The 18,818-nt window shown below is 66.3% G+C and carries 19 protein-coding genes and 1 tRNA gene; 15 read left to right on the forward strand and 5 right to left on the reverse strand.

From position 1 onward, the window contains the following. Positions 1-74: 74 nt before the first annotated feature. A tRNA-Val gene (locus IBX53_RS09260) sits at positions 75-151 on the forward strand. An 84-nt stretch (positions 152-235) separates the two neighbouring features. Here IBX53_RS09260 and IBX53_RS09265 read toward each other — a convergent pair. The 4 genes from IBX53_RS09265 to IBX53_RS09280 form a co-directional block, all read right to left on the reverse strand. Next, entirely contained in the window at positions 236-703 is a 468-nt protein-coding gene (locus IBX53_RS09265; protein ID WP_290908342.1) for a GAF domain-containing protein, read from the reverse strand. Positions 704-710: 7 nt separating this feature from the next. Further along, positions 711-1,505 carry a MetQ/NlpA family ABC transporter substrate-binding protein gene (locus IBX53_RS09270; RefSeq protein WP_290908344.1) on the reverse strand — a complete coding sequence of 265 codons (795 nt, stop codon included), beginning with the start codon at positions 1,503-1,505 and terminating at the stop codon, positions 711-713. A 66-nt stretch (positions 1,506-1,571) separates the two neighbouring features. Next, positions 1,572-2,225, reverse strand: a complete 654-nt coding sequence (locus IBX53_RS09275) for a methionine ABC transporter permease (protein WP_290908346.1) — start codon at positions 2,223-2,225, stop codon at positions 1,572-1,574. Next, positions 2,206-3,291 (reverse strand): methionine ABC transporter ATP-binding protein, encoded by a 1,086-nt coding sequence (locus tag IBX53_RS09280; RefSeq protein ID WP_290908349.1) that lies wholly within the window; start codon positions 3,289-3,291, stop codon positions 2,206-2,208. The genes IBX53_RS09275 and IBX53_RS09280 overlap by 20 nt, the downstream gene beginning before the upstream one ends. A gap of 436 nt (positions 3,292-3,727) precedes the next feature. Here IBX53_RS09280 and IBX53_RS09285 point away from each other — a divergent pair, with 436 nt between their 5' ends. The 14 genes from IBX53_RS09285 to IBX53_RS09350 all read left to right on the forward strand — a co-directional run bounded on the left by IBX53_RS09285 (position 3,728) and on the right by IBX53_RS09350 (position 17,890). Continuing rightward, positions 3,728-4,357 carry a riboflavin synthase subunit alpha gene (locus IBX53_RS09285; RefSeq protein ID WP_290908352.1) on the forward strand — a complete coding sequence of 210 codons (630 nt, stop codon included), beginning with the start codon at positions 3,728-3,730 and terminating at the stop codon, positions 4,355-4,357. A 213-nt stretch (positions 4,358-4,570) separates the two neighbouring features. Next, positions 4,571-5,875, forward strand: a complete 1,305-nt coding sequence (locus IBX53_RS09290; RefSeq protein ID WP_290908355.1) for an NCS2 family permease — start codon at positions 4,571-4,573, stop codon at positions 5,873-5,875. Positions 5,876-5,911: 36 nt separating this feature from the next. Continuing rightward, positions 5,912-6,457 (forward strand): adenine phosphoribosyltransferase, encoded by a 546-nt coding sequence (locus IBX53_RS09295; RefSeq protein WP_290908358.1) that lies wholly within the window; start codon positions 5,912-5,914, stop codon positions 6,455-6,457. Positions 6,458-6,461: 4 nt separating this feature from the next. Then, positions 6,462-6,941: a xanthine phosphoribosyltransferase gene (gene gpt, locus IBX53_RS09300; protein ID WP_290908360.1), complete on the forward strand. Its 480-nt coding sequence runs from the start codon at positions 6,462-6,464 to the stop codon at positions 6,939-6,941. 3 nt (positions 6,942-6,944) lie between these two features. Continuing rightward, positions 6,945-7,628 (forward strand): uracil-DNA glycosylase, encoded by a 684-nt coding sequence (gene ung, locus IBX53_RS09305; RefSeq protein WP_290908363.1) that lies wholly within the window; start codon positions 6,945-6,947, stop codon positions 7,626-7,628. Positions 7,629-7,745: 117 nt separating this feature from the next. Then, complete coding sequence (gene upp / locus IBX53_RS09310; protein ID WP_290908367.1) at positions 7,746-8,375, forward strand: uracil phosphoribosyltransferase; 630 nt, start codon at positions 7,746-7,748, stop codon at positions 8,373-8,375. A 317-nt stretch (positions 8,376-8,692) separates the two neighbouring features. Continuing rightward, on the forward strand, positions 8,693-9,781 hold the full coding sequence (locus IBX53_RS09315; protein WP_290908370.1) for an ABC transporter ATP-binding protein: 1,089 nt from the start codon (positions 8,693-8,695) through the stop codon (positions 9,779-9,781). A gap of 1 nt (position 9,782) precedes the next feature. Beyond that, complete coding sequence (locus tag IBX53_RS09320; RefSeq protein WP_290908373.1) at positions 9,783-10,883, forward strand: ABC transporter ATP-binding protein; 1,101 nt, start codon at positions 9,783-9,785, stop codon at positions 10,881-10,883. Continuing rightward, positions 10,876-11,763 carry a carbohydrate ABC transporter permease gene (locus tag IBX53_RS09325; RefSeq protein ID WP_290908375.1) on the forward strand — a complete coding sequence of 296 codons (888 nt, stop codon included), beginning with the start codon at positions 10,876-10,878 and terminating at the stop codon, positions 11,761-11,763. The genes IBX53_RS09320 and IBX53_RS09325 overlap by 8 nt, the downstream gene beginning before the upstream one ends. A gap of 118 nt (positions 11,764-11,881) precedes the next feature. Further along, entirely contained in the window at positions 11,882-12,658 is a 777-nt protein-coding gene (locus IBX53_RS09330) for a carbohydrate ABC transporter permease (RefSeq protein ID WP_290908389.1), read from the forward strand. Between the two features lie 12 nt (positions 12,659-12,670). After that, positions 12,671-12,943, forward strand: coding sequence for a DUF2160 domain-containing protein (locus IBX53_RS09335; protein WP_290908377.1), 273 nt, complete (start codon positions 12,671-12,673; stop codon positions 12,941-12,943). A 65-nt stretch (positions 12,944-13,008) separates the two neighbouring features. Further along, positions 13,009-14,748 carry an ABC transporter substrate-binding protein gene (locus IBX53_RS09340; RefSeq protein WP_290908379.1) on the forward strand — a complete coding sequence of 580 codons (1,740 nt, stop codon included), beginning with the start codon at positions 13,009-13,011 and terminating at the stop codon, positions 14,746-14,748. 178 nt (positions 14,749-14,926) lie between these two features. After that, a complete protein-coding gene (locus IBX53_RS09345; RefSeq protein ID WP_290908381.1) occupies positions 14,927-16,570 on the forward strand; it encodes a glycerol-3-phosphate dehydrogenase/oxidase in 1,644 nt (547 codons plus the stop codon). 75 nt (positions 16,571-16,645) lie between these two features. Then, a complete protein-coding gene (locus IBX53_RS09350) occupies positions 16,646-17,890 on the forward strand; it encodes a uracil-xanthine permease family protein (protein ID WP_290908384.1) in 1,245 nt (414 codons plus the stop codon). Between the two features lie 3 nt (positions 17,891-17,893). On the opposite strand, the gene IBX53_RS09355 is transcribed toward IBX53_RS09350, so the two are convergent. Beyond that, positions 17,894-18,796 carry a carbon-nitrogen hydrolase gene (locus IBX53_RS09355; RefSeq protein WP_290908386.1) on the reverse strand — a complete coding sequence of 301 codons (903 nt, stop codon included), beginning with the start codon at positions 18,794-18,796 and terminating at the stop codon, positions 17,894-17,896. Positions 18,797-18,818: the final 22 nt, after the last annotated feature.

An 18,818-nucleotide genomic window follows, 5' to 3' on the forward strand; every position in this document is an offset into this window, starting at 1 on the left:
AGCGCCACGTTGACATCGTGGAGGTCGGCGGTTCAAATCCGCCTGGTCCTACCAGCCTCGTATCACCTCACAGCAGGACCATAGCTCAGTTGGTTAGAGCGCCACGTTGACATCGTGGAGGTCGGCGGTTCAAATCCGCCTGGTCCTACCAGATTCCGAAACGCCCTCGCAGCGTACCTTGCTGCGGGGGCGTTTTGTTTTTTACCTGCCGCTTTTCCTGTTTCTGCTGGCGCCGCTAGGCGGGCAGCGCCAGGTTTGAGCGCTCGACAAAGACCGCCACCAGCGCTTCGATGCCGGCCTGGTCCTGCTCGCTGAAGCGCCCCGCCACGGGGCTGTCCAGGTCGAGCACGCCCCACAGGCGATCCTCCACGACGATGGGGATGACCAGCTCGGCACGGGACGCCGCGTCGCAGGCGATATGGTCGGCCACGGCATGCACGTCGTCGATGCGCTGGGTGAGGCGAGAGCGTGCCGCCGCGCCGCACACCCCCCTGGTGAAGGGGATGGGGTGGCAGGCCGGCTTGCCCTGGAAGGGGCCCAGGCAGAGCATCTCGGGCTCCCGTTGCAGGTAGAAGCCCGCCCAGTTCAGCTCGGGGAGTTCCTGCATCAGGAAGGCGCAGGTCTGGGCGCTGTTGGTCAGCCAGTCGCGGCTGTCGAGCAGTGCCTCGAGCTGGCGGGCGAGCAGGGCATAGTCGGGTGCCATGGCGGGGTTATTCCCAGCCGGGCACCGCCGCCGGCCCGAACAGCTCGGCCGCCTTGGCCTTCACCGCCTCGGTCTGGTAGGCGCGTACCAGCTGCTGGATGTCCTCGCGTTCCTGGTCACCGCCTCGCACGGCGATCAGGTTGACGTAGGGCGACTCCGGGCCCTCCTTGATCAGAGCGTCGTCCAGGCTCAGGCCGGCGGGCTGGGCGAAAGTGTTGTTGATAAAGGCCATGTCCACGTCCGGCAGGACGCGGGGCAGCTGGGCGGCCTCGATCTCGCGGAAGCGGAAGTTGCGCGGGTTCTCCACCACGTTGAGCGGGGTGGCCTCGAGGTTCTCCGGGTCGTCGAGGGCGATCAGGCCCTCGTTGTGCATCAGGATCAGCGAGCGGCCCTCGTTGGAGGGGTCGTTGGGCAGGGCGATCTGGGCGCGTTCGGGCAGCTCGTCGACGCTTGCGTACTTCTCGGAGTAGGCGCCGATCGGGTAGACGAAGGTGAGCCCGGCGATGGCGAGGTCGTAGCCGCGATCGTTGACCATGGCCTGCAGGTAGGGCTCGTGCTGGTAGGCATTGGCGTCCAGGCTGCCATCGGCCAGGGCGGCATTGGGGGTCACGTAGTCGGTGAACTCGATGATCTCGACGGTCAGGCCGTACTCGCGCAGGGCGATCTCGGCGGCAACCTGCATGACGTCGGTCTCCGGGCCGGCGACGGTACCGACCTTGATGGCATGCTCGTCGGCCAGGGCGCTGCCGGCGCCGAGGGCCAGGCTGGAGGCGAACAGGGTGCGGATCAGTGTCTTGCGCATGAAGGATCTCCTGTGATGATGGATCTATAGTAACGGAATAAAAAAAATATTTTAAATAGCTTTTGGCTATTTGTGATCGCTCTTGCGGACCAAATAATCCCCCAGGCTCTGGAAGCCCTGCACCATCACTACCAGTATCGCCACGGTGATCAGCATGATGGTCGGATTGAAGCGGTTGTAGCCGTAACGAATGCCCAGGTCGCCGAGGCCTCCGCCACCCACCGCGCCGGCCATGGCCGAATAGCTCACCAGGGTCACCACGGTGACGGTCATCGCGGTGAAGATGCCGCCGCGGGCCTCCGGCAGCAGCACCCGGGTGATGATCTGCCAGGGCGTGGCCCCCATGGACTGGGCGGCCTCCACCAGGCCGGGATTGATCTCGTTCAGCGCGCCTTCCACCAGGCGGGCGATGAACGGGATCGCGGCGATGGTCAGGGGCACGGCGGCGGCGTTGGTGCCGATGGAGGTGCCCACCAGCATGCGCGTGAAGGGGATGATCGCCACCATCAGGATGATGAAGGGGATCGAGCGGCCGATGTTGGTGATTACCCCCAGCACGCCGCTGACCACCGGCTGGGCCAGCACCTGGCCGGGCCGGGTCACGTAGAGCAGCACCCCGAGCGGGATACCCACCAGGGCGGCGAGGACCCCGGAGATGGCCACCATATAGAGAGTATCCAGGGTGGCCCGCAGGATCAGGTCAAGCAGTGCGCTGGACATGGCCGAGCACCTCCACGTGCAGATCATGGGATTCGAGGTAGTCGATGGCCTCGCGGGTCTTCTCTGGAGAACCCATCAATTCGGCGATCATCAGCCCCAGGGTGCGTTCCTGGATCGACTCCACCTTGGCCTGCAGGATACTGACGTCCACGCCGCACTCCCGGGCCAGCCGGGAGATCAGCGGGGTGGAGACCGCGTCGCCCGAGAAGGCCAGGCGTACCACCGGATGGGTGTTCTCGCCGGGAGCCTCCTCCAGCTGGTCGATCAGGGCGCGGGGTGGTTCCAGCTTGAGGAAGTCGTTGAGGAACTCTCGCCCCAGCTGCGTCCTGGGTGCGGTGAAGAAGTCGCCCACGTCGGCCTCTTCCACCAGCTCGCCGTCGGAGATCAGGCTGACCCGGTGGCAGATTGCCTTCACCACCTCCATCTCATGGGTGATCAGCAGGATGGTCAGGCCGAGCTTGTGATTGATGTCGCGCAGCAGGGCGAGGATCGAGCCGGTGGTCTGTGGGTCCAGCGCCGAGGTGGCCTCGTCGCAGAGCAGCACCTTGGGACGACTGGCCAGCGCCCGGGCGATGGCCACGCGCTGCTTCTGGCCGCCGGAGAGCTGAGCCGGGTACTGGCTGGCCTTGTCGGAAAGCCCCACCAGTTCGAGAAGCGGCGTGACCCGCTGGCGGATCTCGGCGCGCTTCATGCCCATCAGTTCCAGCGGCAGCGCCACGTTGGCGAAGACGGTGCGGTTGGTGAGCAGGTTGAAGTGCTGGAAGATCATGCCGATGCGGTGGCGTGCCTGGTTGAGCGCCTGGCGCGACAGCCCGGTGAGCTCCTGGCCATCGACCATAACGGTGCCTGTCGAGGGACGCTCGAGCAGGTTGACGCAGCGGATCAGTGTCGACTTGCCGGCACCGGAGAGACCGATCACCCCATGGATCTGGCCCTGGGGGACGTGCAGGTCGACGTTGCTGAGAGCCTGCACCGTACTGGCGCCGCCGTCAGGCTCGCCGGTGCCCTGGCGTCGCTTGCGACCCTTGATGACAAAGGTCTTGGAAACGTTGTGGAGTCGTATCATGGAAGCCACCGCAGGGGGCGCCGTGGCGGGCGGTGCAGGGCAGGGCGCTGGACTGGGAAAGGCCACCCTGGCGGGTGCCCCCGACGCGGCACACACCCTTTTAGCTGCACTTCACGTCGTGACCTCCACGATGGGGGCACGACGCTGGCGCCCGCAATCCGGGGTCAAATCGGCGCCATTAAATGTGCGCGGAAGAATAGGGCGCGCGCGGACGCAAGTCAACGTGAATGGTGCATGCTGTGGAGGTCGAGTATTTATTCAGCAAGATCCTCTGAATAATGCGTCATTATCGGGCGCAAAGGACTGGCTGGTGCCGCAGGGCCGCCTGCCCTGATGGCGGGTGGCATGCCCTGTCGTGGACGTGGTCGGCGGGAATTCCCTACACTGTTTCCTCCTTGTGCCCCGCGCCGGGGTGCCAGTCAGTCGAGGAGACGCCATGTTCACCGGTATCGTGCAGGGCAGCGCCAAGGTGGTTGCCATCGAAGAGGCGGAGCTGTTCCGCACCCATGTCATCGCCCTGCCCAAGGCGCTGCGCAAGGGGCTGGAGATCGGGGCCTCGGTGGCCCACAACGGGGTCTGCCTGACGGTGACCGCCATCGAGGGCAAGCGGGTCAGCTTCGACCTGATGCGCGAGACGCTGCGGGTGACCAACCTTGGTGCAGTGACGGTGGGAAGCCGCGTCAATATCGAGCGCGCCGCCCGCTTCGGCGACGAGATCGGCGGGCACGCCATGTCCGGCCACGTGATGGCCGTGGCCGAACTCGTGGAGCTCGATGAGGCGCCCAACAATCGCCGGCTCTGGTTCGAGCTGCCCCATGCCCTGGGCCGCTTCCTGTTCGACAAGGGCTACATCGGCGTCGATGGCATCAGTCTGACCATCGGCGAGGTGCGTCCGGCCGATGCGTCCCACGGGCCGCGCTTCTGCGTCAACCTGATCCCCGAGACCCTGGCGCGCACCACCCTGGTGGACCGGGTGCCGGGGGATCGCGTCAACATCGAGATCGATCCCCAGACCCAGGCCATCGTCGAGACCGTCGAACGGGTGCTGGCGGCCCGCGGCGCCTGAGCCAGGCGCGATTTGACCGTTCCGTCAGGTCTGCGTTGGCGGGACGGCTGGCGGTTGGCCCGGAGGTTGCTTATACAGGGGGCTGTCACGGGATGGTCCGCCCACGGCCATCTCGCATCCCCGAGGCGCTTTGGGTACCATAGGCGGCTTTTCTCGCCGCCTTTCTCGCACCCCGGGACCATCGCACCGTCCACGCGCGCAGGAACGACCACCATGCTGAAACGTCTGATCGACAACCAGTTCAAGCTGGCCGAGCACAATACCAACGTGAAGACCGAGGTCATCGCCGGGATCACCACCTTCCTGACCATGGCCTACATCATCTTCGTCAACCCCAGCATCCTCTCCGAGGCGGGCATGGACTACGGTGCGGTCTTCGTCGCCACCTGCCTGGCCGCGGCCATCGGCTGTCTGATCATGGGGCTGTGGGCCAACTACCCCATCGCCCAGGCGCCGGGCATGGGCCTCAACGCCTTCTTCACCTACGGCGTGGTGCTGGGCATGGGCTACACCTGGGAGGCGGCGCTCGGCGCGGTCTTCTTCTCGGGTTTCATCTTCTTCCTGCTGAGTATCTTCCGGGTGCGCGAGTGGATCATCAACTCGATCCCGCTCTCCCTGCGCCTGGGGATTGCCGCGGGTATCGGCCTCTTCCTGGCGATGATCGCACTGAAGAACGCCGGCATCGTGGTCGCCAACCCGGCCACCTATGTCTCCCTGGGGGATCTCTCCGAGCCGGCCGCCATCTATGCGTTGCTCGGCTTCTTCGTGATCACTGCCCTGGCCTACCTGAAGGTCACCGGGGCGGTGATGATCGGCATTCTCGGCATCACCGTGATTGCCATGCTGCTGGGCCACAACGAGTACGGTGGCATCATGGCCATGCCGCCCTCCATCGCGCCCACCTTCATGGCGCTGGACCTGTGGGGCGCGCTGGACATCGCCATGCTCAGCGTGATCTTCGCCTTCCTGTTCGTCGATCTGTTCGACACCTCTGGCACCCTGGTGGGTGTGGCCCATCGGGGCAAGCTGCTCGACAAGGATGGCAAGCTGCCGCGCATCGGGCGCGCCATGATGGCCGACAGCGGCGCTTCCATGGCCGGTGCGGTGCTCGGCACCTCGACCACCACCAGCTACATCGAGTCCACCGCCGGCATCGCTTCCGGCGGGCGCACCGGCCTGACCGCCGTGGTGGTCGCCGGTTTGTTCCTGATCAGTCTGTTCTTCGCGCCGCTGGCTGGTTCGATCCCCGCCTATGCCACCGCCGGGGCGCTGCTCTATGTGGCGGTACTGATGGCCGGCAGTCTGGCCCACGCCAACTGGGAGGATCCCACCGACGCCGCGCCGGTGTTGATCGCCGCCCTGGCCATGCCGCTGACCTTCTCCATCGCCGAGGGCATCGCACTGGGCTTCATCAGCTACGCTGCGATCAAGGCGCTCTCCGGCCGCTTCAAGGACCTGAACCCGGCGGTGATCGTGCTGGCGCTGCTTTTCGCGGCCAAGTTCCTGTTCCTCGACTGATCTTCCGATTGCATCCACTCACCGAGACCCGAATCGATGAGCATCTACGGCGACTACATCAAGTCCGTGATCCGCACCGTCCCCGACTGGCCGCAGCCGGGGGTCAACTTCCGTGACATCACCCCGCTGCTGCAGAACAGCGCGGCCTTCCGCAAGTTGATCGACAGCTTCGTGCACCGCTACCAGGAGATGGACCTCGACGCCATCGCTGCCATCGATGCCCGCGGCTTCATCGTCGGTGCGCCGCTGGCCTACGAGCTGGGCTGCAGCTTCGTGCCGGTGCGCAAGAAGGGCAAGCTGCCGTTCCGCACCATCAGCGAGACCTACACCCTGGAGTACGGCGAGGCCGAGGTGGAGCTTCACTCCGACGCCTTCAAGCCGGGCGATCGCATCCTGATCGTCGATGACCTGATCGCCACCGGTGGCACCATGTTGGCCGCTGCCAAGCTGATCACCCGCTGCGGCGGCCAGGTGGTGGAGACCGCCACCATCGTCGACCTGCCGGACCTCGGCGGTTCCAGGCGCATCCACGAGGCGGGCTACAACGTCTTCGCCGTCTGTTCCTTTACCGAGGACGAGTGACACCATGAGCAGCAACCGCTACCACAAGCACTTCACCGTCTCCTGGGACCAGCTGCACCGCGACGTGCGCGAGCTCTGCCACCGGCTGGTGGAGCGCGATTTCAAGGGGATCGTCGCCATCACCCGCGGCGGGCTGATCCCCGCCGCGCTGATCGCCCGCGAGCTCAATGTGCGCCTGATCGATACCGTCTGCATCAAGAGCTATGACCACATGGATCAGGGCGGGCTCGATGTGCTGAAGGGCGTCGACCACGATGGCGAGGGCTGGCTGCTGGTGGACGACCTGGTGGATACCGGCAAGACCGCGCGCAAGGTGCGCGAGATGCTGCCCCGTGCCCACTTCGTCACCATCTACGCCAAGCCCGAGGGCAAGCCGCTGGTGGACCAGTACCTCACCGAGGTGGCTCAGGACTGCTGGATCCAGTTCCCCTGGGACATGGGCGTGGCCTACGTCGAGCCGCTGGTCGACCAGGCCAGGCGCTGACCCATGAGCACGCCGCTCCCCGACAGCTGGCAGCAGTGGCTGGGTGACGAGTTCGAGGCGCCCTACATGCAGGCGCTGCGCGACTTCCTGGCCGCGGAGAAGGCGGCCAGGAAGGTGATCTACCCGCACTCCGCGGACTGGTTCCGGGCCTTCGAGCTCACCCCCCTGGACGCGGTCAAGGTGGTGATTCTCGGCCAGGACCCCTACCACGGGCCGAACCAGGCACATGGGCTCTGCTTCTCGGTGCGCGAGGGCGTGCGCGTGCCGCCGTCGCTTGCCAACATCTACAAGGAACTGCAGGCGGACGTGGGCTTCCGGCCGGTGGATCACGGCAACCTGGAGCACTGGGCGCGCCAGGGGGTGCTGCTGCTCAACACCTCGCTGACGGTGGAGCAGGGGAATGCCGGCTCCCATCGCGGCCAAGGCTGGGAGACCTTCACCGACCGCGCCATCGAGGTCGTCAACGCCCATGCCGCCCCGTCGGTGTTCCTGCTGTGGGGCAGCCCGGCGCGGAAGAAGCGGGCGCTGATCGACACCTCCCTTCATCGGGTGCTGGAGTCCCCGCATCCCTCGCCGCTCTCGGCCCATCGCGGCTTCTTCGGCAACCACCACTTCTCCCGGGCCAATGCCTTCCTGGTGGAGCAGGGCCGCACGCCCATCGACTGGCAGCTGCCGGACATCCCCTGACCTTAACCTCGACGCGGGATGTGGGTAGAATGATTACCAATTTGTCGACTCCGGCCATGCGACGAAGGTCGCCATCGTCCATCCCGCCCCCGTTTCCACGAGTGAAGAGGTCCGCCCATGAGCGTCCACGCCATCGATCACCCCCTGGTCCAGCACAAGCTCGGCCTGATGCGTGAAGCCGGAATCAGCACCAAGAGTTTCCGCGAACTGGCCGGGGAACTGGCCAAGCTGCTCACCTACGAGGCGACCCAGGACCTGGAGCTGCAGACCCAGGAGATCGACGGCTGGAGCGGCGGCAAGATCCCGGTCAGGCTGCTCAAGGGCAAGAAGGTCACCATCGTGCCGATCCTGCGCGCCGGCCTCGGCATGCTCGACGGCGTGACCGACCTGATCCCCAGCGCCAGGATCAGCGTGGTGGGCCTCTACCGTGACGAGGAGACCCTCGAGCCGGTGCCCTACTTCGCCAAGTTCGCCAATGACCTCGACGAGCGCATGGCCATCGTCATCGACCCCATGCTGGCTACCGGCGGCACCATGGTGGCGACCCTGGACATGCTGCGCGAGCGCGGCTGCAGGCACATGAAGGTGATCGTGCTGGTGGCCGCCCCCGAGGGCATCAAGCGGGTCCAGGACGCCTATCCGGACATCGAGATCTACACCGCCGCGGTGGACGACCACCTGGACGAGCACGGCTACATCGTGCCCGGTCTGGGCGATGCCGGCGACAAGATCTTCGGCACCCGCTAAAGCCCGCTCGCACGCTCAGCCGAGGTCCTTTCGCCTCAGGCAACTCGCCTCAGACCCTCGCCCACGGGGCCGTGTTCATTAGTGAACACGGCCCCGTGGGCTTTTCACCGCCCGCTTCGCCGCCCATCCCTTCGCCTAAAGTATAAATCCCGTAGTATTCTCACAATTTCAACGGGTTGTCTGCTTATCACGGCGCTCCGTTGGCGATGTTTGAATTTTCGTTTAGCAACATGGGTGTCATCAATCCATGCCTGATCTATGGTGTTCGGACGTCGACATGATCGTCGTCATACAAAAACGAACAACCGAGACTCGCCATGTCATTGATCCTGGAAAATATCGATCTGACGGTCGGTGGCGCCACTCACGTTGCGGATGTGAACCTCGAGCTGGAGCCCGGCTCCTTCAACGTCCTGCTGGGGCGCACCCTGGCCGGCAAGACCACCCTGATGCGGCTCATGGCCGGGCTCGACACGCCCACCCGCGGCCGCGTGCTGATGAACGGCCAGGACGTCACCGGGGTGTCCGTGCGGCGTCGCAACGTCTCCATGGTCTACCAGCAGTTCATCAACTACCCCTCGCTGAGCGTCTACGACAACATTGCCTCGCCGCTGCGGCTGGCCAGGGTGAGCAAGGCCGAGATCGACCGGCGGGTCCGCGAGACCGCCGAGATGTTGCATATCGAACATCTGCTCGAGCGGCTGCCCCTGGAGCTCTCCGGTGGCCAGCAGCAGCGCACCGCCATGGGGCGGGCGCTGGTCAAGGATGCCGATATCGTGCTCTTCGACGAACCGCTGGTGAACCTCGACTACAAGCTGCGCGAGGAATTCCGCGAGGAGCTGCGCACCCTGTTCAGCCAGCGCAACTGCATCGCCGTCTACGCCACCACCGAGCCGGCGGAGGCCCTGGCCCTGGGTGGCCACACCGCGGTGCTCCACGAGGGGCGCCTGCTGCAGTATGGACGCACCGATGACGTCTACCATCGGCCGCTGGATATCCTCACCGCCGAGATGTTCTCCGAGCCGCCCATCAACGTCATGCGCGGCATCATCTCGGGGGCCGAGGTCACCTTCGACAAGCGCGTCCACTTCCCCCTCAACGACGACCTGCGCACCCTGGCGCCCGGCGAGTACCGCTTCGGGGTGCGTCCGGCGCATATCACCCTCGCGCCGCGTTCCGACGATGACATCGAGGTCGAGGTGGAGGTCGACATGGCCGAGATCAGCGGCTCCGAGACCTTCCTGCACGTGCGCAACGCGCTGTTCCACCTGACCGTTCACCTCGAGGGGGTGCACGAGTTCCACCCCGACCAGGCAGTCAGGCTCTACATCCCCACCCACAAGGTCTACGCCTTCGACCGCCAGGGTGCCGTGGTCCACATTCCGACCCACGCCGGGAGGGCATGAGATGGCCGAGATCACCCTCAAGGGCCTGGCCCACTCCTACCTGGCCGCGCCATCCTCTGCCGAGGACTACGCGATCCGCGAGATGAACCACGTCTGGCACCAGGGCGGGGCCTATGCGCTGCTCGGTCCCTCGGGCTGCGGCAAGTCGACCCTGCTCAACATCATCTCGGGGCTGCTGGAACCCTCCAGCGGCGATGTGCTCTTCGACGGCGAGCGGGTCAACCACCTTCCTCCCGAGGCGCGCAACATCGCCCAGGTGTTCCAGTTCCCGGTCGTCTACGACACCATGACGGTCTACGACAACCTGGCTTTTCCGTTGCGCAACGTCGGGACTCCCGCCGACAAGGTGCGCGAGCGCGTCCTGGAAGTGGCCGATGTCCTCGAGCTCACCCCCCAGCTCCGTCGCAAGGCCAAGAACCTCACCGCCGACGAGAAGCAGAAGGTCTCCATGGGACGCGGCCTGGTGCGCGACGACGTCTCGGCGATCCTGTTCGACGAGCCGCTGACGGTCATCGATCCCCAGCTGAAGTGGAAGCTGCGCCGCAAGCTCAAGGAGATCCACCAGCGCTTCAACATCACCATGGTCTATGTGACCCACGACCAACTCGAGGCGTCGACCTTCGCCGATCGGATCGCGGTGATGTATGAGGGGCAGGTGGTCCAGTTCGGCACCCCGCGGGAGCTCTTCGAGACCCCCAACCACACCTTCGTCGGTTACTTCATCGGCAGCCCCGGGATGAACTTCCTCGAGGTGGAGGCCCGCGACGGCCGCGTGATGGCCGGGGCGCTGCCCCTGGCCGTGCCGGAGGCGGTGCACGCGGCAGTGGCCGGGGCGGGCTCGGCCAACGTCAAGCTGGGCATCCGGCCCGAGTTCGTCAAGGTGCATGCCGCCCCGGTCGACGAGGCCATGGAGGCCGTGGTGGAGGATGTCCAGGACCTCGGCACCTACGCCATCCTCTCGCTGCGGCTGGGAGAGACCCCCTTCAAGGCCCGCATCGAGGAGGACGATACCCTGCCGCGTGACAGGGCCTGGCTGCGCTTCCCGCTGGCGCGGCTCGGCCTCTATGTCGACGAGTTCCGCGTGGAGATTCCCCATGAATAACAAGATCTACAGCAACCGCGCCTGGTGGCTGATCCTGCCCATGCTGCTGCTGGTGGCCTTCTCGGCGATCATCCCGCTGATGACCGTGGTGAACTACTCCGTCCAGGATGTCTTCGACGCCAACACCCGGTTCTTCACCGGCGTGGAGTGGTTCCAGGAGACCCTCAACAATCCGGCGCTGCAGGCCGCCCTGGTGCGCCAGTTCGCCTTCTCGCTGACGGTGCTGGCCATCGAGGTGCCGCTGGGCATCGGCATCGCCCTGCTGATGCCCAAGAAGGGCTGGCAGGCCTCGGCGATCCTGATCCTGGTGACCATGCCGCTGCTGATTCCCTGGAACGTGGTGGGCAGCATCTGGCAGATCTTCACCCGCGGCGACATCGGCCTGATGGGCTGGGGCCTGCGCGAGCTGGGCTACGGCTACAACATCACCCGCAGCGCCGTGGACGCCTGGGGCACCATCATCCTGATGGATGTCTGGCACTGGACGCCGCTGATCGCGCTGCTCTGCTACAGCGGCCTGCGCTCGATCCCGGATGCCTACTACCAGGCGGCGCGCATCGACCGCGCCTCGCGCTGGGCGGTGTTCCGCTACATCCAGCTGCCCAAGCTCACCAACGTGCTGGTCATCGGCATCCTGCTGCGATTCATGCACTCCTTCATGATCTACGCCGAGCCCTTCGTGCTGACCGGTGGCGGGCCGGGCAACTCCACCACCTTCCTCAGCCAGTCGCTGACCACCATGGCCATCGGCCAGCAGGACCTCGGCCCCTCGGCGGCCTTCTCGCTGATCTACTTCCTGATCATCCTGCTGGTCTGCTGGGTCTTCTACACGGCGATCATGAACCTCCAGAAGGACAAGCAACTGGACAAGGGGGCCTGACATGAACCAGTCGATTCCCACCACGCCGGAAGCGGTGCGCAAGCAGGCCGCCGCGGCCGATGCGAGGCGCCGCCGCCAGGCCCGCCCGGTCTCCCGCCAGTGGCGCCGCCGCGGCCTGATGACCGCCTACATCGTCTTCGTGCTGCTGCCGGTCTACTGGCTGCTCAACATGTCATTCCAGTCCAACAGCGAGATCCTGGGGGCCCTGACCCTGTGGCCCCAGGACTTCACCCTGGAGCATTACGCCAAGATCTTCACCGATTCGAACTGGTACATGGGCTACGTGAACTCCATCGCCTACGTGCTGATGAACATGCTGATCAGCCTGGCCGTGGCCCTGCCGGCGGCCTACGCCTTCAGCCGCTATCGCTTCATCGGCGACAAGCACCTGTTCTTCTGGCTGCTGACCAACCTGATGGCGCCGCCGGCGGTGTTCCTGCTGCCCTATTTCCAGCTCTACTACACCGTCGGGCTGTTCGATACCCACGTGGCCGTGGCGCTGGCCCACTGCCTGTTCAACATCCCCCTGGCGGTCTGGATCCTCGAGGGCTTCATGAGCAGCGTGCCCAAGGAGATCGATGAGACGGCCTTCATCGACGGTTACAGCTTCCCGCGCTTCTTCGTGAAGATCTTCATCCCGATGATCAGCTCGGGGATCGGCGTGACGCTGTTCTTCCTGTTCATGTTCTCCTGGGTCGAGCTGCTGCTGGCCAGCACCCTGACCGCCACCAATGCCCAGCCCATCGGCTCGGTGATGACCCAGACCAAGGGCGCCTCGGGCATCGACTGGGGGGCGCTATCCGCCGCCGGGGTGTTGACCATCCTGCCCGGCATCGTGGTGGTCTACTTCGTGCGCAACCATATCGCCAAGGGCTTCGCCCTGGGCCGGACCTGAGGAGGACGCATCATGGAATGGATGGTATGGACCACGCCCACCGCGATCTTCTTCTCCGTCATCGCCGTCATCCTGCTGGGAATGACGGCCTGGGAGCTCGCCTCGCCGACCATCGAGCGCAGGGGCTTCCTGCCGATCGCCACCACCCGCGGCGACCGGCTGTTCATCGGGCTGCTCTGCGCCGCCTACATCCACCTGATGGTGGTGGGTTTCACCTCGATCAGCCTCTGGCTGGCCCTGGCCATCTCGATCCTGTGGCTCGTGATCCTGATGCGCTGGGGCTGACAGAAACGCACGGAGCCGAATGACAACCGGTTCAAGGACGAACCCCCACAACCGAAGAGGTCAACATGAAAGCGACAACAATGAGACTCTCTCTGCTGGCGGCCGGCGTGATGCTGGCCAGCGGCGCCCTGCACGCCGACAACCACGACGCCCGCGCCATCGCCGAGCGGCTGGTCGACGAGCACTTCCAGAACTCGACGCTCTCCCGCGAGGAGCAGATCGAGGAGCTGCTTTGGTTCGCCGAGGCGGCCGAGCCGTTCCGCGGCATGTCCATCAACACCGTGGCCGAGGGCCTGACCACCCACGTCTACGAGCGGGACGTGCTGGCGAGAGCCTTCAGCGAGCTGACCGGCATCGACGTCACCCACAACATCATCGGCGAGGGTGACCTGGTCAACAACATGCAGACCCAGATGCAGTCGGGTCGCAACATCTACGACGGCTTCATCAACGACTCCGACGCCATCGGCACCCATATCCGCTATGGCACCACCATCAACCTCTCCGAGGCGATGGAGAACGAGTGGGCCGACTTCACGCTGCCCACCCTGGACCTGGACGACTTCATCGGCATCCAGTACACCACCGGCCCCGATGGCAGCATCTACCAGCTGCCCGCCCAGCAGTTCGCCAACCTCTACTGGTTCCGCTACGACTGGTTCCAGCGCGAGGACCTCCAGGAGCAGTTCCGCGACATCTACGGCTACGACCTGGGCGTGCCCACCAACTGGACGGCCTACGAGGACATCGCCGAGTTCTTCTCCGAGCATGTCGGCGAGATCGACGGCACCCGCGTCTACGGCCACATGGACTATGGCCGTCGCGACCCGTCGCTGGGCTGGCGCTTCCACGACTCCTGGCTCTCCATGGCCGGCATGGGCAGCCCCGGCGTGCCCTTCGGCAACCCGGTGGATGACTGGGGGATCCGCGTCGACGAGGAGAGCCGCCCGGTGGGCGCCAGCGTGACCCGTGGCGGCGGCACCAACGCCCCGGCCTCGGTCTTCGCCATGCAGAAGGCGGTGGACTGGCTGCGTGACTATGCCCCCGAGGAGGCCCAGGGCATGACCTTCGGCGAGGCGGGCCCCGTGCCGGCCCAGGGCCAGATCGCCCAGCAGATCTTCTGGTACACGGCCTTCACCGCCGACATGACCGACCCGGGCCTGCCGGTGACCGATGACGAGGGCAATCCGCTGTGGCGCATGGCGCCGTCGCCCACCGGTCCCTACTGGGAGGAGGGCATGAAAGTGGGCTACCAGGACGTGGGCTCCTGGACCTTCTTCGACTCCACGCCTGAGGACCGCCGCACCGCCGCCTGGCTGTTTGGTCAGTTTACGGTAGCCAAGAGTGTCTCCCTGGAGAAGCTGATGGCCGGCCTGACGCCGATCCGCGAGTCGGACATCTTCTCCGAGCAGATGACCGAGATGGCCCCGAAGCTGGGCGGCCTGGTGGAGTTCTACCGCAGCCCCAACGAGTCCAACTGGACGCCCACCGGCACCAACGTGCCCGACTACCCGCGCATGGCGCCGCTCTGGTGGCAGAACCTCGCCCCGGTCATCAGCGGCGAGATCTCCCCGCAGGAGGGGCTGGACAACCTGGCCGGCGACCTGGACAGCGTGATGGCTCGCCTGGCTCGGGCCGGGGTCTTCGAGGTCTACGCGCCGCAGCTCAACGAGGAGCGTGATGCCGAGTACTGGCTCTCCCAGCCGGGCGCGCCCAAGGCGAAACTCGACGACGAGATGCCCCAGGGCACCACCGTGCCCTACGACGAGATGATGGAGGCGTGGATGGCGGCCGGCACACGGTAACAGGGGACCGGCGGGCGGCTCGCCGCCCGCCAACCTCCCGGCAATACCGGGATCAGCAATGTGTGACCGGTTGCCCGAACGGGACCCAGGCCCCGCTCGGTCATGCCGAGCGGGGCCCCTTTTTCGAGAAGGGTTTTCAAGACGGGTTTTCAGAAAGGGCTTTCAGGAAGGGCAAGAGATGCAACTCAGACAGAACAACCTGCGCAAGCTGCCCCGGCGCTGCTTCGATGTCCTGGTCGTCGGCGGCGGCATCAACGGGGCCTCCGCGGCGGCGGCGCTGAGCGGGAAGGGGGCTCGAGTGGCGCTGATCGACAAGGGCGACTTCGCCGGCAGCACCAGCATGCACTCCTCCAACCTGGTATGGGGCGGCATCAAGTACATGGAGAGCGGGGACTTCGCCCTGGTGCGCAAGCTCTGCCGCAGCCGCAACCACCTGATCAGAAGCTACCCCTCCTCGGTGCAGGAGATCCGCTTCCTCACCACCATCAACCGGGGCTTTCGCCACCACCCGCTGGTGCCCTGGGCGGGCACCTGGCTCTACTGGCTGATGGGCAACGCCTTCACCCGCCGGCCCCACTATCTGAGGCCGGCGGCGCTTCACGCCCGGGAGCCGATCATCGATGTCGGCTCGGCGGTGGGGGGCTTCGAGTACTCCGATGCCTATCTCCACGACAACGACGCGCGCTTCGTCTTCAACTTCGTGCGTGCTGCCCTGGACTTCGGCACCGTGGCGGCCAACTACGTCGAGTACCTGGACTCGCGGCGCGAGGAGGGCGTCTGGATCACCCGGGCCCGCGACGTGATGACCGACGATACCTTCGAGATACGCTCGCGGGTGCTGATCAATGCGGCAGGCCCCTGGGTCGACCAACTGAACCAGCGCGCCGGGCAGCGCACCGAGCACCACCATGTCTTCTCCAAGGGCATCCACCTGATCGTCCCTCGGCTCACCGAGAGCCATCGGGTGCTGGCCTTCTTCGCCGACGACGGGCGGCTCTTCTTCGTCATTCCCATGGGGCAGCGCACCTGCATCGGCACCACCGATACCCGGGTGGAGACGCCCGAGGTCGGGGCCACGGCGGAGGACATCCGCTTCGTGCTCGACAACATCAACACGCGTCTGGCGCTCCCCAGGCCGCTGGAGACATCGGACATCATCGCCACGCGCTGCGGCGTCAGGCCGCTGGCCGTGAAGCCCAGCGGCGGCGGTGAGCGGGACTTCCTCAACCTGTCGCGCAAGCACGCCATCGACCTCGACCGCCAGCGCGCCCACCTCAGCATCTTCGGCGGCAAGCTCACCGACTGCCTGAACGTGGGCGAGGAGGTGGTCGAGGCGGTACGCGGCCTGGGGATCGAGCTTCCCTACCCGGATCAGCGCTGGTACGGCGAGCCGGATGCCTCGGTGCGCGAGGCCTTCCTGCACCAGGCCCGGCTGATGGACCTGGATGCCATGACCGCCGAGCATGCCTCCGAGCCGCTCAGCCAGCGCCTGTGGCGGCGCTACGGGTCTCAGGGCTTCGAGATGCTCGAGGCGATCCGCCAGGACGAGCGCCAGGCCGAGGTGCTCATCGAGGGGACCGAGTACCTGCGGGTGGAACTCGAGCAGGCCCGGCGCCGGGAGATGGTCACCCGCCTGGAGGACTTCCTGCGTCGGCGTTCCAAGGTCTCCCTGGTGGTATCGGAGTCGAGCATCCGCGAATCGCCGGGACTGGACGAGGCCTGCCGGATACTCTTCGGGGACCTGGCGCAGCAGCGCCTGGAGGAATACCTGGCCGAGGCCCCGCCCGAGCCGCGTGAGAGCAGGGTGGAAGCGGAGGGCTGAGCGGTGGCTCGTTCCCGGTGGGGCGGGCTGCTAGAATGCCGCGCGATCCCTTCACCCTGACTCCCTGGAGCCCTCATGACTGATACCTCGGCGGCCGCCCACCCAGCGGCCGAGTCGCCCATCAAGGTCCTGCTGACCGGGGCCCAGATGCTCTTCGTCGCCTTCGGTGCTTTGGTGCTGGTACCCCTGCTCACCGGCCTGGACCCCAGCGTGGCGCTGTTCACCGCCGGCGTCGGCACCCTGGTGTTCCACGGCATCACCCGGGTCACCGTGCCGGTCTTCCTGGCCTCGTCGTTCGCCTTCATCGCCCCGATCCAGGGTTCGGTAGCCAACTTCGGTATTCCGGCCACCATGGGGGCGCTGATGGCCGCGGGCCTGGTCTATGTGGCGATCTCCCAGGCCGTGCGCCTCAAGGGCACCGCCTGGCTGCATCGGCTGCTGCCGGCGGTGGTGGTGGGGCCGGTGATCATGGTGATCGGCCTGGCGCTGGCGCCGGTGGCGGTCAGCATGGCCACCGGCGAGACCAGCGACCACATCGGCTACGCCCCGGCGATCTTCCTCTCCATGACCAGCCTGCTGGTGACCCTGGTGCTGGCGGTGTTCGGTCGCGGCCTGATCCGCCTGATCCCGATCATGGGCGGCATCGTCACCGGCTATGTGCTGGCGCTGATGATGGGCATGGTGGACTTCACGCCGGTGCGCGAGGCGGCCTGGCTGTCGATGCCCGCCTTCACCGCCCCGAGCTTCCACTGGGCGGCGATCCTCTTCATGATTCCGGTGGCCATCGCCCCGGCGGTGGAGCATATCGGCGACATGGTGGCCATCGGCTCGGTGACACGGAAGAACTACCTGGAGAAGCCCGGCCTGCACCGCACCCTGCTGGGGGATGGCCTGGCCACCACCACCGCGGCGCTGTTCGGCGGTCCGCCCAACACCACCTACTCCGAGGTGACCGGGGCGGTGACCCTGACCCGCGCCTTCAACCCGAAGTACATGGTGGTGGCGGCCTGCCTCGCCATCGGCCTGGCCTTCGTGGCCAAGCTCGGCGCCCTGCTGCAGACCATCCCGGGCCCGGTGATGGGCGGCATCATGACCCTGCTGTTCGGCTCCATCGCCGTGGTGGGCATGAACACCCTGGTGCGCGCCGGCCACTCGCTGACCGCGCCGCGCAACCTGGTGGTGATCTCGCTGATCCTGGTCTTCGGCATCGGCGGTATGCAGTTCGGCGGCGGTCAGTTCACCCTGCAGGGAGTCAGCCTCGCCGCCCTGGTGGGCATCGTGCTCAACTGGGTGCTGCCCCGCGCCGAGGAGGACGAGTAGGACTCAGTCCCGATAGCGGCGGGTGAGGTCGCCATAGGCATCGATACGGCGATCTCTCAGATACGGCCAGATCCTCCGCACGTCCTCGCCGCGGCCCATGTCCAGGGTCACCAGCAGACGCTCGGCCTGCACCCCGGCATGGGCCAGCAGCTCCCCCTGGGGCCCGGCGATGAAGCTGCCGCCCCAGAAGTCGATGCCATGGCCGACCCCGGAGTGGTCGGGCTCGTGGCCGACCCGGTTGGCGACGATCACCGGCACGCCGTTGGCCACCGCGTGGCTGCGCTGGATCAGCGTCCAGGCGTCCTTCTGGCGGGTCTTCTCGGCGTCGTCGTCGGTCGGGTCCCAGCCGATGGCGGTGGGGTAGAGCAAAAGCTCCGCCCCGGCCAGCGCCATCAGCCGCGCCGCCTCCGGGTACCACTGGTCCCAGCACACCAGCAAGCCGAGCCGGCCCACCGAGGTGTCGATGGGCGCAAAGCCCTGGCCGCGGACGTCGTCGGCATCCCCGGGGGTGAAGTAGAACTTCTCGTAGAAGCCCGGATCGTCGGGAATGTGCATCTTGCGGTAGTGGCCCACGGCGCCCAGCTTGCGGTCATAGACCACGGCGGTATTGTGGTAGAGCCCCGGTGCGCGGCGCTCGAACAGCGAGCCCACCAGCACGATATCGAGCTCGGCGGCCAGCGCTGCCAGGCGGGTGCCGGTGGGGCCGTCCAGGGACTCGGCCAGGTCGAACAGCTCGGTGTCCTCGTACTGGCAGAAATAGTGGGTCGCGTGCAGCTCCTGGAGCATCACCAGTTCGGCGCCGGCGGCAGCCAGCTCGCGGATGCCGGCCTCGCTCTCGGCGAGGCTTCTGGCCTTGTCGGGCCAGGCGGGCTGCTGGACCAGGCCGACCTTCAGATGGCGGGGCATGATGAACTCTCCTCGTTATTCG

The organism is Halomonas sp., assembly GCF_014859505.1.
Classification (GTDB): Bacteria; Pseudomonadota; Gammaproteobacteria; order Pseudomonadales; family Halomonadaceae; genus Halomonas.

Coding starts and splice junctions, on each gene's coding strand:
- IBX53_RS09275 (WP_290908346.1), bottom strand. CDS start 2,225: ATGTCCAGCGCACTGCTTGACCTGATCCTGCGGGCCACCCTGGATACT.
- IBX53_RS09340 (WP_290908379.1), top strand. CDS start 13,009: ATGAAAGCGACAACAATGAGACTCTCTCTGCTGGCGGCCGGCGTGATG.
- IBX53_RS09295 (WP_290908358.1), top strand. CDS start 5,912: ATGAGCATCTACGGCGACTACATCAAGTCCGTGATCCGCACCGTCCCC.
- IBX53_RS09265 (WP_290908342.1), bottom strand. CDS start 703: ATGGCACCCGACTATGCCCTGCTCGCCCGCCAGCTCGAGGCACTGCTC.
- IBX53_RS09335 (WP_290908377.1), top strand. CDS start 12,671: ATGGAATGGATGGTATGGACCACGCCCACCGCGATCTTCTTCTCCGTC.
- ung (WP_290908363.1), top strand. CDS start 6,945: ATGAGCACGCCGCTCCCCGACAGCTGGCAGCAGTGGCTGGGTGACGAG.
- IBX53_RS09285 (WP_290908352.1), top strand. CDS start 3,728: ATGTTCACCGGTATCGTGCAGGGCAGCGCCAAGGTGGTTGCCATCGAA.
- IBX53_RS09290 (WP_290908355.1), top strand. CDS start 4,571: ATGCTGAAACGTCTGATCGACAACCAGTTCAAGCTGGCCGAGCACAAT.
- IBX53_RS09320 (WP_290908373.1), top strand. CDS start 9,783: ATGGCCGAGATCACCCTCAAGGGCCTGGCCCACTCCTACCTGGCCGCG.
- IBX53_RS09270 (WP_290908344.1), bottom strand. CDS start 1,505: ATGCGCAAGACACTGATCCGCACCCTGTTCGCCTCCAGCCTGGCCCTC.
- IBX53_RS09280 (WP_290908349.1), bottom strand. CDS start 3,291: ATGATACGACTCCACAACGTTTCCAAGACCTTTGTCATCAAGGGTCGC.
- upp (WP_290908367.1), top strand. CDS start 7,746: ATGAGCGTCCACGCCATCGATCACCCCCTGGTCCAGCACAAGCTCGGC.
- IBX53_RS09325 (WP_290908375.1), top strand. CDS start 10,876: ATGAATAACAAGATCTACAGCAACCGCGCCTGGTGGCTGATCCTGCCC.
- IBX53_RS09350 (WP_290908384.1), top strand. CDS start 16,646: ATGACTGATACCTCGGCGGCCGCCCACCCAGCGGCCGAGTCGCCCATC.
- IBX53_RS09315 (WP_290908370.1), top strand. CDS start 8,693: ATGTCATTGATCCTGGAAAATATCGATCTGACGGTCGGTGGCGCCACT.
- gpt (WP_290908360.1), top strand. CDS start 6,462: ATGAGCAGCAACCGCTACCACAAGCACTTCACCGTCTCCTGGGACCAG.
- IBX53_RS09330 (WP_290908389.1), top strand. CDS start 11,882: ATGACCGCCTACATCGTCTTCGTGCTGCTGCCGGTCTACTGGCTGCTC.
- IBX53_RS09345 (WP_290908381.1), top strand. CDS start 14,927: ATGCAACTCAGACAGAACAACCTGCGCAAGCTGCCCCGGCGCTGCTTC.
- IBX53_RS09355 (WP_290908386.1), bottom strand. CDS start 18,796: ATGCCCCGCCATCTGAAGGTCGGCCTGGTCCAGCAGCCCGCCTGGCCC.